We start from the raw sequence: 13,900 nt of genomic DNA on the forward strand, positions 1-13,900 counted from the left end.
TAAATCAATATGATGTTGTCTATTGTTGTAACATGAACCAATCAAACTCTGCACAGTTGTCAACATCCTGACCGTTTCCTGTTGCAAACATTCCAATTAAAGTTCCTGTCATGCAGCCTACCTTTTCAGGGTTAATAATGTGTCCATCAACCTTGCAAAGCTCCTTCAAGGAATTCTCATCAGTACCGTAAAGGACCGTGAAATCCTCACCCTTGATATCAAGCCCAAGTACAATATCCTGATTATCCCACTCTACAGTACCTACTACCTGTCTGTTTGTAGTACTTGTAAAGCCTGGAATATATGGTGGCAAATCGTAATCTGCTGTCACAAGGATTGCCTGTAAAACCTGCTTGCCATCTACAAGAGCTCTTTCAATGTGAAGCTGGTGATTCATAGCCTGAACAAGTGCAAGACCTGCCACTTCACCTGCCTTTGGAACAAAGCTCATTTTGCATGTTGCCTTTGTGTCAATCTGACACTGTCTGCGACCTACAAATGCAACGTAATTATCATCAGAAAGATTTACCTCAAAGCTTTCTGGTCTAATATCATCCTCAAGCTTTTGTCGAATGCACTTAAGTGATAATTTTGAATCATGAATAGAGCACATTCCCTCTGCTGGTGCTCCCCAGAATATATAATCAAGAGGAAGCTTATCGCTATCAAAATCTTCCTTTTCAGGTGTCTTAGGAAATACTGTTTCCTGAAGAGACTCTGGACCATCATAGCTCCATTCTACCTTGCCTGTTTCTGGTGAAAAAAGCGGCCAGTCACGCTCCCAAATCACTGGACAAATAAATGTCTCACGACCAAGGTTTTTGCACTGTCCATCAATAAGTCTTGATGCTAAAAATACTGCATACCAGCTGCCATCCTTGAGCTGCACAATATCTGCATGACCAACATTGATAATAGGAGCTTTAAATCCCATATGTCTGTGTGTCAAAACTGGGTTTGCAGGATTGCCTTCGAAAAAGCTGAAAAGCTCCTTTGAACGAGCTACTGCAACTGAGTGGTAGTGCTCTGTACCGCCCTCGGCAATAATCAAATAATAGTAATCTCCAATATGATAAAGATGTGGAGCCTCTGGAGAACCTGCACCTCTAAGGGCACTATTGAAAATAGTGAAAGGCTCGCCCTTTAATTTATAGTTTTCGATATCAAATTCTGCTACCCAGATACCTCTTTCCATCTGGCCAGCACCATTATCCCAGCAATCGCCTGTGCCCATGATGTAGCATTTGTCGTCATCATCAAAGAAAATAGATGCATCAATACCTGGAACATCATCAAGCCAATGAGGCTCAGACCAAGGGCCAGCTGGGTCCTTTGCTGTGATAATGTAATTACCCTTGTCAGCAAAATTAGTATTAATAATATAATATGTTCCCTTGTGATAACGAATTGTTGGTGCCATAAGTCCACCAACACCACTATTTTTTTCCATATGAAGACCATTTTCTGGTCCAATAGCATTAGCTATCTGCTCCCAGTTTGCCAAGTCCTTGCTATGGAAAATTGGAAGACCTGGACTCATTTCAAAGCTGGAGCATGCCAAATAAAAATCATCTTCAACTCGAATAATAGATGGATCAGGATAATATCCTGAAATTATCGGATTAGTAAGTTTATAGCTCATAAAAAACCTCCCTAAATTGTTTCCTTAATTAAGTATAAAAACAGGATTCACTATCAACAATATTAGTAATATAATATTCATATAATTATATTAATAAATCGTCTACCTATTTTTAACAATTTATAGAGGGAATAATTAATGCTTAATTCGATTCAATACAAGAAAAATGAATACAACAGACTTCCTTTGATGGTTGTATTATTGGGACTTGACCATAATCAAGAGCCAGTATATCGTCCCCATGGTGTGCCTATGTATCAGGTGCTATATTGTAAAAATGGACGTGGCGAATTGGTGGTTAATAATCGTAAATACGTTATTGATAAAGGTCAATGCTTCGTTATTCAAAAGGATACTCCCCATGAATATCACAGCACCAGCGATGAATGGATAGTTAATATTGTAGGCTTCACTGGAATAATAGTACCAACTCTTTTACGCAGTCTCAAAATAGAATCATCCGGCGCATACCTACTTAAAAGTAATGGATTTTTCAATGCTCATGTTCACCGATTAAATGAGCTTGCAAAAGAAAAAAAACAGCGCACCAAGCTAGAGCTGTCCCAAGAGCTATATTGTCTGCTTACTGATTTGTCCAACGAACTAACTCAGATTAAATCTAACGCTGCAGACTACGGAAATCCTACCATCACTCAGGTAATCGAATATATCGAATCAAATTACTCAGAGGATATAGCGCTTTTAAAGCTGGCGGAAATATCCTCCCGCACACCAGAATACCTGTGTAGTGTTTTCAAAAAGCACACCGGATTAACAATCGTAAACTATATTAATAACATTCGTTTGCTACATGCTTCCCTTACTTTAATCGAGGACCCTTCTGCTCCAATAAATGAGGTAGCTATTTCCTGCGGTTTTAGAAGTCCTAGCTACTTTGGCAAGCTTTTTCACAGTAGATTTAAAATGACACCACAGCAATATAGGCTGAAACATATCATGTAATTATTATAAGTACAATTTTCGTTCAATTCCTTAATATTGTTATAGTGTACTTATATAAATAATATTTATAAACCTCCAGTTAAACTCTACAATAGAGTTATCAACTAACGGAGGTTTTTATATGTGTAAATCTATAGTAAAAAAAGATGAAAAAGGCATAACCACATTATTTGTTGATGGTAAGCCATTTTTCATGCGTTCTGGAGAGATTCATAATTCCAGCGCATGTACACTTGAAGTTATGGAAAAAGAAATTTGGCCACAGGTTCGCCAGTTAAATCTTAACTCGCTTATAGTGCCAATTTATTGGGAGTGCATTGAAAAAGAGGAAGGAAAATTTGATTTTGCTTTAGTAGACGGAATAATAAATCAGGCTCGCAAAGAAGGATTAAAGCTTGTTTTCCTTTGGTTTGGTCTTTGGAAAAACGCTGAGTCTATGTATGTTCCAGCATGGATTAAAACAGATTCTAAAAAATATTTCAGAGCTGAAAAAGTAAATGGAGACAGAATCAATACTGTTTCTCCACTCTGCAAGGAAGCTGTTGAAGCTGACAAAAAGGCTTTTTCTACCATCATGGCTCATATTAAATCCATTGATGAGGACCAGTGCACCGTCATTGGTATGCAGGTAGAAAACGAAATCGGCTTACTTGGAACTCCAAGAGATTATTCTGCAAAGGCAAATGAGCTTTTTGAGTCAAAGGTTCCTGAAGAAATCGGAAAACTCTATGATGTAAGTAGCACATGGAAGGAAGCATTTAAGGATGATGCCGAGGAATTCTTTATGGCATATCATTTTGCAAAGGCTGTTGAGGAAATCACAGAAGCTGGTCAGAAGGAATACAATCTTCCATGCTATGCCAACGCATGGCTCAAGCAATATCCATGGATTGCTGGCACTTATCCATCAGGTGGCCCTAACAGAAGCGTCCACAAAATTTGGAAGGCTATGGCACCATCACTTTTCGCTTTAGCTCCTGATGTTTACGTTCCATTCTGTGCCGATGTTATGGATGAATATGCTTACGAGGACAATGCTTTATTCATTCCTGAAATCAGAAAGGATGCAGTTGCTTCGTCATATGCTCTTTATGCTACACTTCATCATAATGCACTTTGCTTCTCTCCATTTGGAATTGAGGAGTTAGCTCTTAATCCTGAACTAGTGGACAAACCACCAATGGAGGTTATGATTGCCCTTAACATTGATCCATCGGCATTTGATACTCGTGGTAGCAAGGAAGCACTTGCCGCTACCTATAAGCTGTTAGACGAGCTGGAGCCATTATATTTACAGTATCGTGGTACAGACAAGCTTCAGTCCTATGTACGTCACGGCGAATATGACTATGGTTGTCTCGCTCGTTGCAAGGAATATGACTTTAAAATCGGTTACTCACCAAGAACATCTGGTAAGCCGCTTGGAAGCTTCTCAGTATTTGAGCTTAGCGATAACAAGTTCTTATTAATCGGTTTAGAGTGCTCTGTAAGCTTTAATGTAAAGGCTGGTGAAAACAAAACAGCTGAAATTGTTAGTCTTCAGGCTGGTCACATTGAAAATGGTCAGTTTGTCTCTGACAAGCTATTGAATGGCGATGAAAAAATGGCTCTCCGCTTCGGTGCTATGCCAGCAGTATTTATGCTTGAGTTATTTAAATACTAAAACAAAAACGGATGACATCCCTGATGCCATCCGTTTTTTACTCAATAGGTTATTTTTTAAGCAATCTCTGTCTTCACTTTTTTCTTTGCAGCTGAGGTAATCCCCTCAGTTTCATATTTTGCTTCCTCTGCTTTTACAAAACCTGGTTTGCATGCAAATAGATAAATAAGTAAACCAACAAGCATAAGAATACCACCACATACATATGGAATTCTATAGCTACCTGTAAGTCCATAGAATAATGCAAAGAATGCAGGTCCTACAGCGCCAACGCATTGAATCATTGGTTGAATAATTCCATATCCATTTGCAAAACTATCGCCAAATTCTTCAACACAAAGAGATGCTGGCCAGTTTGCTGCACCACCAACTACCATACCAATACAAACAAGTGAAATCCATACACCTGCTGTTGTACCTGTAAGATTTGCTGCCATTGCAATCATGCCAAATACATATGATGTGCAGGCTGCTTTACGAGCACCAATTTTTGAATCAATAACACCACAGATGTAAGAACCAGGAAGTGCAAGAAGTCCTGAAGCTAACATCATTAGTCCGGCTGTATCTGGGGTGAAGCCAATTTCAAGTAATCGTGGGAACAACTGAACCATCAAACCTGATGCGAAAAGTAATTGTAATCCAAGTGCAATACTATGTATCCAAACCTGTGGAGTTTTTAACAGCTTTGAGGTTGTCCAAATGCTCTCAGTGTTAACTCCAGTTTCTTCTTTGTCCTCTACAGCAACTCCATTATCAGGAATATATCCACAATCTGCTGGATTTTCTTTGATGAATAACAAAAGAATTACAAGGGCAACAGCTGCAATACCAATAAATGGTAAAAATCCGCCAAGAGAACCCATTGCGCTATAGCCTTTCTGATAAATCATTGTTGCAACACCTGCGCAAAGAGGAATTCCCATTGTAACGATTCCCATAACAATTCCTTTTCTCTTAGGGAACCATTTTGAAAACATTACAGGTCCTAACTGATAACCTATACCACAAGAAATTCCGTTTGCTAAAATCAGACAAACTGCAAACACTGCAAGATTTGTAGTTACGCCTAAGCCGACCATTACAAGCCCATAGATTATGAAACAGATTACACTAAGTGTCTTTGCAGATCGTTTTGCAGCAAGTTTACCAAGTACAAAGCATGCAACTATATTTGCTAAACTTCCAAGGGAAATAAAGCTTGTTAAGAGTGCTGCCTCCCAGCCTCTTAACTCCGCTAATGTGCCTGCTGCTGCATTCATTGCACTACCTACTGCTGTGGCTGTGAAATATGCTAAGAACCCATAGATAATCAACAGCCATCCTTTTCCAAATCCTTTTTTCTCCTTCATAAAATACCCTCTCCTTTAATATGCTATATTTAAAACAGGAAAGCGGTGTCCATGCAAATTGCCTTCGGCAATGGACCCGCTGTGGCAGATGGGCAACTCCCACTAAAGTGTGACCCTCCAGTCTGCATTTCCCGTCTTCTTTTAATAATAAGGAAACAATTTCAGGCGATTATCTCCGCTTCTATTTGGTCTTTCAAGTGTAACCTGACCAGAAGCGGCCCACTCTGTTCCTCGAACAAGCATGGTGATGAAGTTAAATCTATCTAATGCTTCCCAGTGACCAATTGAAGTAACAAAAACCCTCCCCTTACCATACTCATTGGTCCAAATAACTGGTGTATACTCATTTACTCCCGGCATGTTCTCTAATTTTCCATCTGGAATATCTACCGGATGATGCTTTGGTGGCCAACCAGGAATTCTATAGTTTTCCACATCATCATAGATGGAGCAAAGTACATGCATTTTTGCTTCAGGATGAACAATAACCTGTGTAAATAAATCATCAAAAACATTCATCCATTTTTCATCAATGTCCTTGGTAATCGGGCTATTCTTATCAGTAACCTCAACGAAATGATCATCCTTTGGGCAGCGTCTACAGCCCTTGTCCATTGCACAATATCCACCAAGGAGCTTTCTCCACTCATCTGGCCAATCTGGATCTACCCAAATAGATGAATGGTAGAAAACAATGCCCTTGCCCTTGGCAACGAAATCATAAATTGCAGCTTCTGTCTGCTCTCCAAATCTCCTTGCATGTTCTGTAGGCCACTTCTTACCATCATAGTTTATAAATAGTGCATCATATGGCTCCAAGTATGCAGGGGTGATATTACGCAATTCCTCAGTAATAACTACCTCAAATCTGCCTGTAGCCTCTAGAAGTTCTCTCAACCTCTGGGCAATAGCTCGACCCTGGTGCTCCGCAGTCACAAGGCCTGTAACAAATAAAATATTTAGTTTATCCATATTATTTACTCCAAACGTAAGGCAACTTCTCACCTGCCAGGTATGCGTTGACGTTTTCTGCCATCTTGCGTCCTGACCAGCCGTCAACATCTGTTGTAAGACCTGCAAAGTGTGGTGAGCAAAGCACATTCTTCATCTTGAGAAGTGGATGATTTGCTGGAACTGGCTCCTGCCAATATACATCAACTGCTGCACCTGCAATTGTTTTGTTCTCAAGTGCCTCTACGAAATCTCTTTGATCAATAACTGCTGCACGAGCTGTATTGATAACAAATGCTGTAGGCTTCATCTTTGAGAACCAATCCTTATTTACAATGCCGCGTGTTGATGGAACAACTGGAAGGTGAATACTGACGATGTCTGACTCTGCAAGCATAGTATCCAAATCAACAGCCCTTGCTCCTGTCTCCTCAATCTTTGCTGCATCAAGATATGGGTCATAGGCTAAGATTTCCATACCAAATGCCATAGCACGTTTTGCTACCTCACGGCCAATTGCGCCATATCCTGCAAGACCAAGCTTCTTTCCATAAAGCTCAAAACCAATGCCGTAATCTGTATAAGGATGATTCTCATCAAGTGGTCCCCAGATTACATTTTTTACATCAGGAACATCATATATATCATCTACTGGTGCACCAAGGTGCTCACCCATAAGAAGTCCTGCAACGGCTCTTGTCATGAAACGAGTTGATGCAATCATCATACCCATGCAGTACTCAGCAACTGCCACTGCATTTCTACCTGGTGTGTATGTAAGCTGGATACCAGCTGCCTTAAGAGCCTCATTATCAACTGTTACTGGAGTGCCCTTTGCAACACCAATAAACTTCATTCCTGACTCAATCCAAGCGTTAATTGTATCTGTGCCGGCAACCTCATCACCAAGTACTACAATCTCTGCTCCCATACACTCTTCGCGAGTCATTTCCTCTGTAACATTACCTTTACCGTGCTTGAGCTCGCCGCAGATGGTAACCTCGCACTCTTTCTTTATTTTCTCAAGCTCCGCTTCTGGAAGCGAAGTACATAATGCTAATTTTTTCATCTTATTTTTTAACCTCCATTTTTCTAAGCCCCACGGGAAAGCACAGCCATTTATGATTGCCTTCGGCAATGGGCTGTGCTGTGGCAAGCAGGTTCTCCCCACTCCGTGGGTCCCCCCTACTTGCGTTTTAAACAGCCTTATCTGCTGCGATGAGTGCCTGCATTGCCTCTTCGGCTTCGCGAGGCATTGGCTCGTATGTGCCGAGAGTCTTTGCGATAACTGTTGTCTGTGCCATTTCTTCTGTGTAAATTGTTGCATGCATTGCCTGCTTCATGTTTTCTCCACAAGTGAACATACCGTGGTTCTTAATGAGGCATACAAGTCCTTTGTCGCCAAGTGTTGTAGCAACCTTGTCAGCAACTTCATTTGAGCCAGGCATTGTGAAGCCTACGATTTTAACTGGTGTAAACTCACACTGTGGTGGTGTGATTGGACGAAGTTCTGGATTCTCACCCATTGCACAGATTGTTGCATTCATGCTGTGTGTGTGAACAGTTGCATTGATTTCTGGACGACGTCTAAGCACCTCTGAGTGCATTGGAAGTTCTGATGATGGCTTGAAGTTTCCTTCGATCCACTCGTTCTTTCCATCCTCATGCATTTTTACAACTGCGATGTCTTCTGCAGTCATTCCTGAATATGAAATACCAGATGGTGTGATGCAGCAAATTGTTGGATCCTCTGGTGTTCTCATGCAGATGTTTCCTGATGTTCCGTTGATAAGGCCCTTGTCTACTGCCTCAAGGATTGCCTCTAATACTGTCTGTCTTGTTTTTTCGTAATTCATTTTTATATCCTCCCTAATACAATTAAAATGCTTGTTTCAAAATATTAATGATGTCTTCTTTTGTGATTCCCTGACGTGGGTTAAAGCCTAATACTGGCTCCTTCAACACATCCTCAGCCAACATATCAAAGTCACTTTCTTTGATTCCCTGCTCTGAAAGAGTCTTAATTCCAAGAGCCTTTGTCATATTAAGAAGCTCCTTTGAAAGTGCCAAAATATCTTCATCTTCATTTCCTGTAAGTGGCAAATCGATTGCTTGAGCAAGCTCTATCATTTCCTTTTTACAGCTTGGTGCGTTAAAAGCAATTACGTATGGAAGCACGCATGCATTTGCCATGCCATGTGGCAATCCGAAATGAGCACTAAGTGTATGTGCAATGCCATGAACAAATCCAAGGTTTGCATTTGAAAAACCAAAGCCTGTGATGATACATCCAAGCATCATCTGCTCTCTAGCTTCCATGTCCTCACCATTTTCTACAGCTCTCTGAAGATACTTGTGGAAAATCTTAAGTCCTTCTATTGAGTTGTACTTTGTAAGTGGGTTGGACATATTTGAAATATATGACTCAACTGCATGTGTGATTGCATCCATACCAGTTGCAGCTGTTACTGACTTTGGCATTGTGCGTGTAAATTCTGGATCAGCAATTACATGTGTTGGTGTAATCTTGTTGTCAATAACTACGTATTTGCATACAGCCTCGGTATCTGTAAGAGCTGTAACGTTTGTTATTTCGCTTGAAGTACCAGCAGTTGTTGGAATTGCGATAAGTGGTAAAACATTTTCCTTTACCAATCCGATTCCGCCGTACTGACCAATTGGTCCCTCATTTGTCATAAGAACATTTACTGCCTTTGCAGAATCAATTGATGAACCGCCGCCGATAGCAACAAATCCTTGAACCTCTTCTGCCTTTGCTATTCCGTAAATTTTTTCAATAAGTCCATTTGATGGATTAGGCTCTACACCGTCGAATACAGAAACTGTAAGGCCTTTTACCTTATTCATTTCCTGTAAAACCTTTTGAGCAATTCCAGCTGCCTTTACACCAGCATCATAGATAACAAGTACTTTCTTGATGCCTTCAGCTTCGATTATTTCAGGCAAAGCTTCAATAGCGTCTTTACCGAATGTTAAATCTGTATGTACAAAAAAATTGTATGACATTATTCTTCCTCCAATTCCCTTCTCTTCTGCAAAGCTTTGTTCTGTATCAACATTAACTTTTATAAGCGGCACTATCAATTTGGATATTTCCGCTAGTATGCGGCAAAGGTTAATCTTTAACGTGTAAAATTCATAATTTTTACACACTTTTAGAGCCTATTTATTGTGTCTTTTTCTACTATTAATGCAATTGGCAATCTGTTAATATTAGCTTTGGAAGTTTTTTATGGGCTATTTATGTAATATGTCCATATGATTACTAATACAAATTCAATGTATTCTATTTTTGTATAGGAGTTGTTATGAATTATCTTAAGAATTTGATATCTAACTGTAAGCGCAAGAATCACGTTCCAGTTCTTACTCTTGCAGTTCTTTCTCTAAGCACCAACATGCTTACATACTTTGGCACTCGAGTTTTCACTAAATATTTCCAGCATCACGATATGACACTAGAATTTGATACAAATACACCATTCATTCCTTGGACTGTGGCTATTTATTTGGGATGCTACTTGTTTTGGATTGTTAATTACATTCTTGGATGTTTTCAGGATGATGAAGAAACCATGCGCTTCTGGTGTGCAGATTTTTTTGCGAAGTTAGTTTGTTTAGCATTTTTCGTTTTACTACCTACAACTAATATTCGACCAATTATTACAGATACAGATATTTGGAGCAAAGGAATGCTATGGTTATATCGTAATGATCCAGCAAACAACCTTTTCCCATCTATCCACTGCCTTACTAGCTGGTTCTGTGTTATTGCCATTCGCAAGCAGAAAAACATACCATCTTGGTATCAGGCTGTTTCAGTTATCATAGCATTGTCAATTTGCATCTCTACACTTACTACAAAGCAGCATGTTGTAGTTGATGTATTTGCTGGAATATTCCTTGCTGAATTTGCTTATTGGTTCGTACAAAAAAGCGGCTTCATTAACTTTTACAAGAAAATGATAACCGCTATCAATAATATATTCAGTCCTATTCCATCTCCGTCTCAGCCTTCAGAGTCATAGCAAGCATTACTGTTAGAATCAGTAGCAGAGCAAATACCATATAGGCTGATCTGACTTCACCAAATAGCTTTATACACAAAGCTATTACTAAAAAGGCTGCTTGTCCACACATACATGCCACTGGGAATATTAAACTGTTTACTTTTTTGAAATTATCTCGTCCAAATACAGTGATTTCAAACGCTGGCATGTAAATTTGGAACAATGTAATACACAATCCAAACATTGGAACTGATAAATACATAAGAGGCAAAACATTTGTAAAATTAAGGATAAACGCTGTTGCAAAAATAGTTGCTAGCAGTGAGTATCCTTTTTTTGTGCCCAATTTATTCTCTAGATATCCGGCAACAACACTACCGAATATTCCAACTACGGCACAAATAGACATAAGCATAGCTGCTTTTGTTTCTGAAAAACCACTACTTGTATATCTTACAAGCCATTGAGCCATAAGACCTGTCAGACACATATTACAGATTCCAACAATCAATAGAATTGCCCAGAAATCCTTTTTCCTTAATAACTCTTTGGTTGAAAGTGTTGCTGTTGCTTCACCCTCTTCTATCTTTTCATACTCGGCCACCGGCAAATTATCAGGGGTGCAGCCAACCTCCTCAGGAGTATTCTTTACGGCAAATGCACAAACTACTGCCATAAGAATTAATGCTGCGCAAATAGTATATATTCCACCATTAACTCCATTTTTATTGATTATATGGTTCAAAACAGAAACCATGATAATAGTTGAGGTCGGTGGTCCAATGGTAATGAGTCCCATTGCAAGGCCCTTTTTCTTTGGAAACCAGTTTGCCACTACAGAATTAGCACCAAAAAATGAGATGGACTGACCACAGCTTATAGTACCTATAAGACCGATGACAAATACTCCAAGACTCTTAGAGGTTCCGTAGATATATGCAAAAACTGCTGCGGAGAGTAACCCGAATATAATAGAGAACTTTCCACCGAATTTCTCACATAACTTTCCAAGGATAATATTTCCTATAACAGTACTTACACCGGCAACTGTTGCCAGTGTAAGCACAAGACTGTAATCCCAATTATTTTGAGCTGACAGTTTTGGAAGAATAACATTCTCAGAATCAGTTGTTACTGCTGTTGCAATTAAAAACAACAGATAGCAAAGGAATATTACTCCCCAATGTTTCTTACTAAAACTATATTTATTATTACTCATGTTGCTAATTTAGACCCTTCTAGCTGCGTGATATCCAGCATCCATTGCCTGGTAAATCATTGCGACTTTATTACAATCGCCAATTATATAATATTCATCAACCAAATCACAAAGTTCATCCACCTGAGCAGACTTAGGTCTAAAACCAAGAGCACATACTACGCTATCAGCCTCAACCAAGAAGCTTCCCTTCTCATTTTCAACCATAACGCCCTTATCTGTTATTTCAGTTACCTTCGTATTTACGTATAAAGTTGCACTCTCTTTTACATGTGGCATGAGACCGCCTCTGTAGAATGAGTTAACCTCCATTGCCACATCAGGCTTCATTTCGATAATAGAAACTTCATGGCCTTCTGCTTTAAATGAGCAAGCTGCCTCGGCACCTACGAGTCCACCACCCATGATTGCAACCTTCTTGCCAAGCTTTTCTGGATGAAGCTCTGCTTCGATTGCCATAACAACATTATCACCATCAATACCCTTGATTGGTGGACGAAGCTCATTAGAACCAATTGCTACAAAAAGTGCATCTGGAGCGAATTCCTTTACATACTCAGGAGTAACCTCTGTGTTAAGGACAACCTTTACACCAGCTTTTTCTACTCTGCGCTCAAGTACGCTGCAAAGCTTCTTAATATCCTCCTTGAAGAAAGCAGAACCTGCTGGATGAAGATTTCCACCTAAACGTCCTTCCTTTTCTACAAGAGTTACATCATGACCGCGCTTTGCTGCTGTGATTGCAGCTTCCATACCAGCTGGGCCACCACCAGCAACGAGAATCTTTTTCTTGAATTCCGGCTCTGGATAACCATGCTTTTCCTCAAGCTGCTGACCCTGGCATGGGTTAACAGTACATTTAATCATCTCAAGCTGACCTGTTGCTCCAAAGCATTCATAGCATCTCAAGCATGGGCTAATATCATCTGCTCTACCCTCTAATGCTTTCTTTGGAAGATATGGATCTGCCACAAGAGCACGACCAATTTCAACCATATCAGCCTGACCACTAGCAATAATCTCTTCCATCTGAGCTGGATCATTAAGAGAACCTACACAGGCTACTGGCTTGTTAACATGCTTTTTAATCTCAGCCGCAAGATAAACATTCACACCTCTTGGGAAAAATGAATTTGGATGAGTTCTACAGAACATTGCAGGATCCTCATGATTTCCACATGAGATGTTGAACATATCAACCTTATCCTCAACCATCTTTGCAATTTCCACATAATCTGAAAGTGTAAGTCCACCTTCCTGGAAATCATCACCGTTCATACGAAGCTCAATTGCCACTGTAGGACCAACTTTTTTTCTAACAGCATCAAGAGCAAGTGACAAGAAGCGCACTCTATTTTCTAATGAACCACCAAACTCATCAGTTCTATGGTTGAAAAGTGGCGACATAAACTGGTTGAACAACCAACCATGAGCAGCGTGAACCTGAACCATATCATATCCAACGTCCTTGCAAAGAGCTGCTGCTTTACCATAGGCTTCAACTATTTCATATATTAATTCCTTTGGCATCTCATAAACATGACCTGCTGGCATTTCCATCTCACTAGGTCCATATGCCTTTTCATCCTTGCCGATATCGCCGCCTACTGATGTAAGACCACCATACATTCCACCATGTGAAAGCTGAATATTTGCAAGTCCTCCTGCATTGTGAATCATACGAGTTGATTCTGTTAACCCCTGTCTGACACCAAATGCATCCAACTGAAGCTGCTTATTATGGCTCTTTCCTGTTTTGCTATGAGGAATAGCCTCACCATAAGTAACAACTGCGCAGCCACCAAGAGCTTTCTCCTCTAAGTAAGCTGCCATCTCAGGCGTAAACAATCCCTCTGTTGTAATCATGCTTGGACTTGTTGGTGCTGCGATTATTCTGTTTTTTAATCTAATATTTCCTATTCTAATTGGTTTAAATAGGTTTGGATATAAATCCTTGCCTGGGAATCTATCTGACATAAAACTGCCTCCTAACAAATTTTCTACATCAACTTTACCGAGATGCCATTAGCGCCGCAATTTTTTTATTTCCGCTTACTAACGGAAATCCGCTCCATTTTT

At 39.9% G+C, this 13,900-nt stretch carries 11 protein-coding genes; 3 read left to right on the forward strand and 8 right to left on the reverse strand.

From position 1 onward, the window contains the following. Positions 1-19 precede the first annotated feature (19 nt). The gene (locus E7276_RS08385) at positions 20-1,642 is read right to left on the reverse strand and encodes a glycoside hydrolase family 43 protein (RefSeq protein ID WP_294216224.1); all 1,623 of its coding nucleotides are present in this window, start codon (positions 1,640-1,642) and stop codon (positions 20-22) included. A gap of 138 nt (positions 1,643-1,780) precedes the next feature. On the opposite strand from E7276_RS08385, the gene E7276_RS08390 reads away from it, so the two are divergent. Both E7276_RS08390 and E7276_RS08395 read left to right on the forward strand, forming a co-directional pair. Beyond that, a complete protein-coding gene (locus tag E7276_RS08390; RefSeq protein ID WP_294216227.1) occupies positions 1,781-2,605 on the forward strand; it encodes an AraC family transcriptional regulator in 825 nt (274 codons plus the stop codon). A gap of 121 nt (positions 2,606-2,726) precedes the next feature. Beyond that, positions 2,727-4,268, forward strand: coding sequence for a DUF5597 domain-containing protein (locus tag E7276_RS08395; RefSeq protein WP_294216230.1), 1,542 nt, complete (start codon positions 2,727-2,729; stop codon positions 4,266-4,268). 56 nt (positions 4,269-4,324) lie between these two features. Here the strand turns inward: E7276_RS08395 and E7276_RS08400 are convergent, their stop codons facing one another. The 5 genes from E7276_RS08400 to E7276_RS08420 all read right to left on the reverse strand — a co-directional run bounded on the left by E7276_RS08400 (position 4,325) and on the right by E7276_RS08420 (position 9,598). Then, positions 4,325-5,620 (reverse strand): MFS transporter, encoded by a 1,296-nt coding sequence (locus E7276_RS08400; RefSeq protein WP_294216233.1) that lies wholly within the window; start codon positions 5,618-5,620, stop codon positions 4,325-4,327. 141 nt (positions 5,621-5,761) lie between these two features. After that, positions 5,762-6,592, reverse strand: coding sequence for a ThuA domain-containing protein (locus tag E7276_RS08405; RefSeq protein WP_294216235.1), 831 nt, complete (start codon positions 6,590-6,592; stop codon positions 5,762-5,764). 1 nt (position 6,593) lies between these two features. Next, positions 6,594-7,640 carry an NAD(P)-dependent oxidoreductase gene (locus E7276_RS08410; RefSeq protein ID WP_294216237.1) on the reverse strand — a complete coding sequence of 349 codons (1,047 nt, stop codon included), beginning with the start codon at positions 7,638-7,640 and terminating at the stop codon, positions 6,594-6,596. 127 nt (positions 7,641-7,767) lie between these two features. Beyond that, positions 7,768-8,427 (reverse strand): class II aldolase/adducin family protein, encoded by a 660-nt coding sequence (locus E7276_RS08415; protein WP_294216241.1) that lies wholly within the window; start codon positions 8,425-8,427, stop codon positions 7,768-7,770. 22 nt (positions 8,428-8,449) lie between these two features. Beyond that, positions 8,450-9,598 (reverse strand): iron-containing alcohol dehydrogenase family protein, encoded by a 1,149-nt coding sequence (locus E7276_RS08420; RefSeq protein ID WP_294216244.1) that lies wholly within the window; start codon positions 9,596-9,598, stop codon positions 8,450-8,452. 302 nt (positions 9,599-9,900) lie between these two features. On the opposite strand from E7276_RS08420, the gene E7276_RS08425 reads away from it, so the two are divergent. Beyond that, positions 9,901-10,620, forward strand: coding sequence for a phosphatase PAP2 family protein (locus tag E7276_RS08425; protein WP_294216246.1), 720 nt, complete (start codon positions 9,901-9,903; stop codon positions 10,618-10,620). On the opposite strand, the gene E7276_RS08430 is transcribed toward E7276_RS08425, so the two are convergent. Next, complete coding sequence (locus E7276_RS08430; RefSeq protein ID WP_294216248.1) at positions 10,586-11,821, reverse strand: MFS transporter; 1,236 nt, start codon at positions 11,819-11,821, stop codon at positions 10,586-10,588. The two genes, E7276_RS08425 and E7276_RS08430, sit on opposite strands and share 35 nt — an antisense overlap. A 9-nt stretch (positions 11,822-11,830) precedes the next feature. Continuing rightward, positions 11,831-13,798, reverse strand: a complete 1,968-nt coding sequence (locus tag E7276_RS08435; RefSeq protein WP_294216250.1) for an oxidoreductase — start codon at positions 13,796-13,798, stop codon at positions 11,831-11,833. Positions 13,799-13,900: the final 102 nt, after the last annotated feature.

This window comes from Pseudobutyrivibrio sp. (assembly GCF_015057185.1).
GTDB lineage: Bacteria > Bacillota > Clostridia > Lachnospirales > Lachnospiraceae > Pseudobutyrivibrio.

Excerpts from the sequence above, each read along its gene's own strand:
- E7276_RS08400 (WP_294216233.1), bottom strand. The coding sequence starts at position 5,620 with ATGAAGGAGAAAAAAGGATTTGGAAAAGGATGGCTGTTGATTATCTAT.
- E7276_RS08415 (WP_294216241.1), bottom strand. The coding sequence starts at position 8,427 with ATGAATTACGAAAAAACAAGACAGACAGTATTAGAGGCAATCCTTGAG.
- E7276_RS08425 (WP_294216246.1), top strand. The coding sequence starts at position 9,901 with ATGAATTATCTTAAGAATTTGATATCTAACTGTAAGCGCAAGAATCAC.
- E7276_RS08405 (WP_294216235.1), bottom strand. The coding sequence starts at position 6,592 with ATGGATAAACTAAATATTTTATTTGTTACAGGCCTTGTGACTGCGGAG.
- E7276_RS08390 (WP_294216227.1), top strand. The coding sequence starts at position 1,781 with ATGCTTAATTCGATTCAATACAAGAAAAATGAATACAACAGACTTCCT.
- E7276_RS08410 (WP_294216237.1), bottom strand. The coding sequence starts at position 7,640 with ATGAAAAAATTAGCATTATGTACTTCGCTTCCAGAAGCGGAGCTTGAG.
- E7276_RS08395 (WP_294216230.1), top strand. The coding sequence starts at position 2,727 with ATGTGTAAATCTATAGTAAAAAAAGATGAAAAAGGCATAACCACATTA.
- E7276_RS08435 (WP_294216250.1), bottom strand. The coding sequence starts at position 13,798 with ATGTCAGATAGATTCCCAGGCAAGGATTTATATCCAAACCTATTTAAA.
- E7276_RS08385 (WP_294216224.1), bottom strand. The coding sequence starts at position 1,642 with ATGAGCTATAAACTTACTAATCCGATAATTTCAGGATATTATCCTGAT.
- E7276_RS08420 (WP_294216244.1), bottom strand. The coding sequence starts at position 9,598 with ATGTCATACAATTTTTTTGTACATACAGATTTAACATTCGGTAAAGAC.
- E7276_RS08430 (WP_294216248.1), bottom strand. The coding sequence starts at position 11,821 with ATGAGTAATAATAAATATAGTTTTAGTAAGAAACATTGGGGAGTAATA.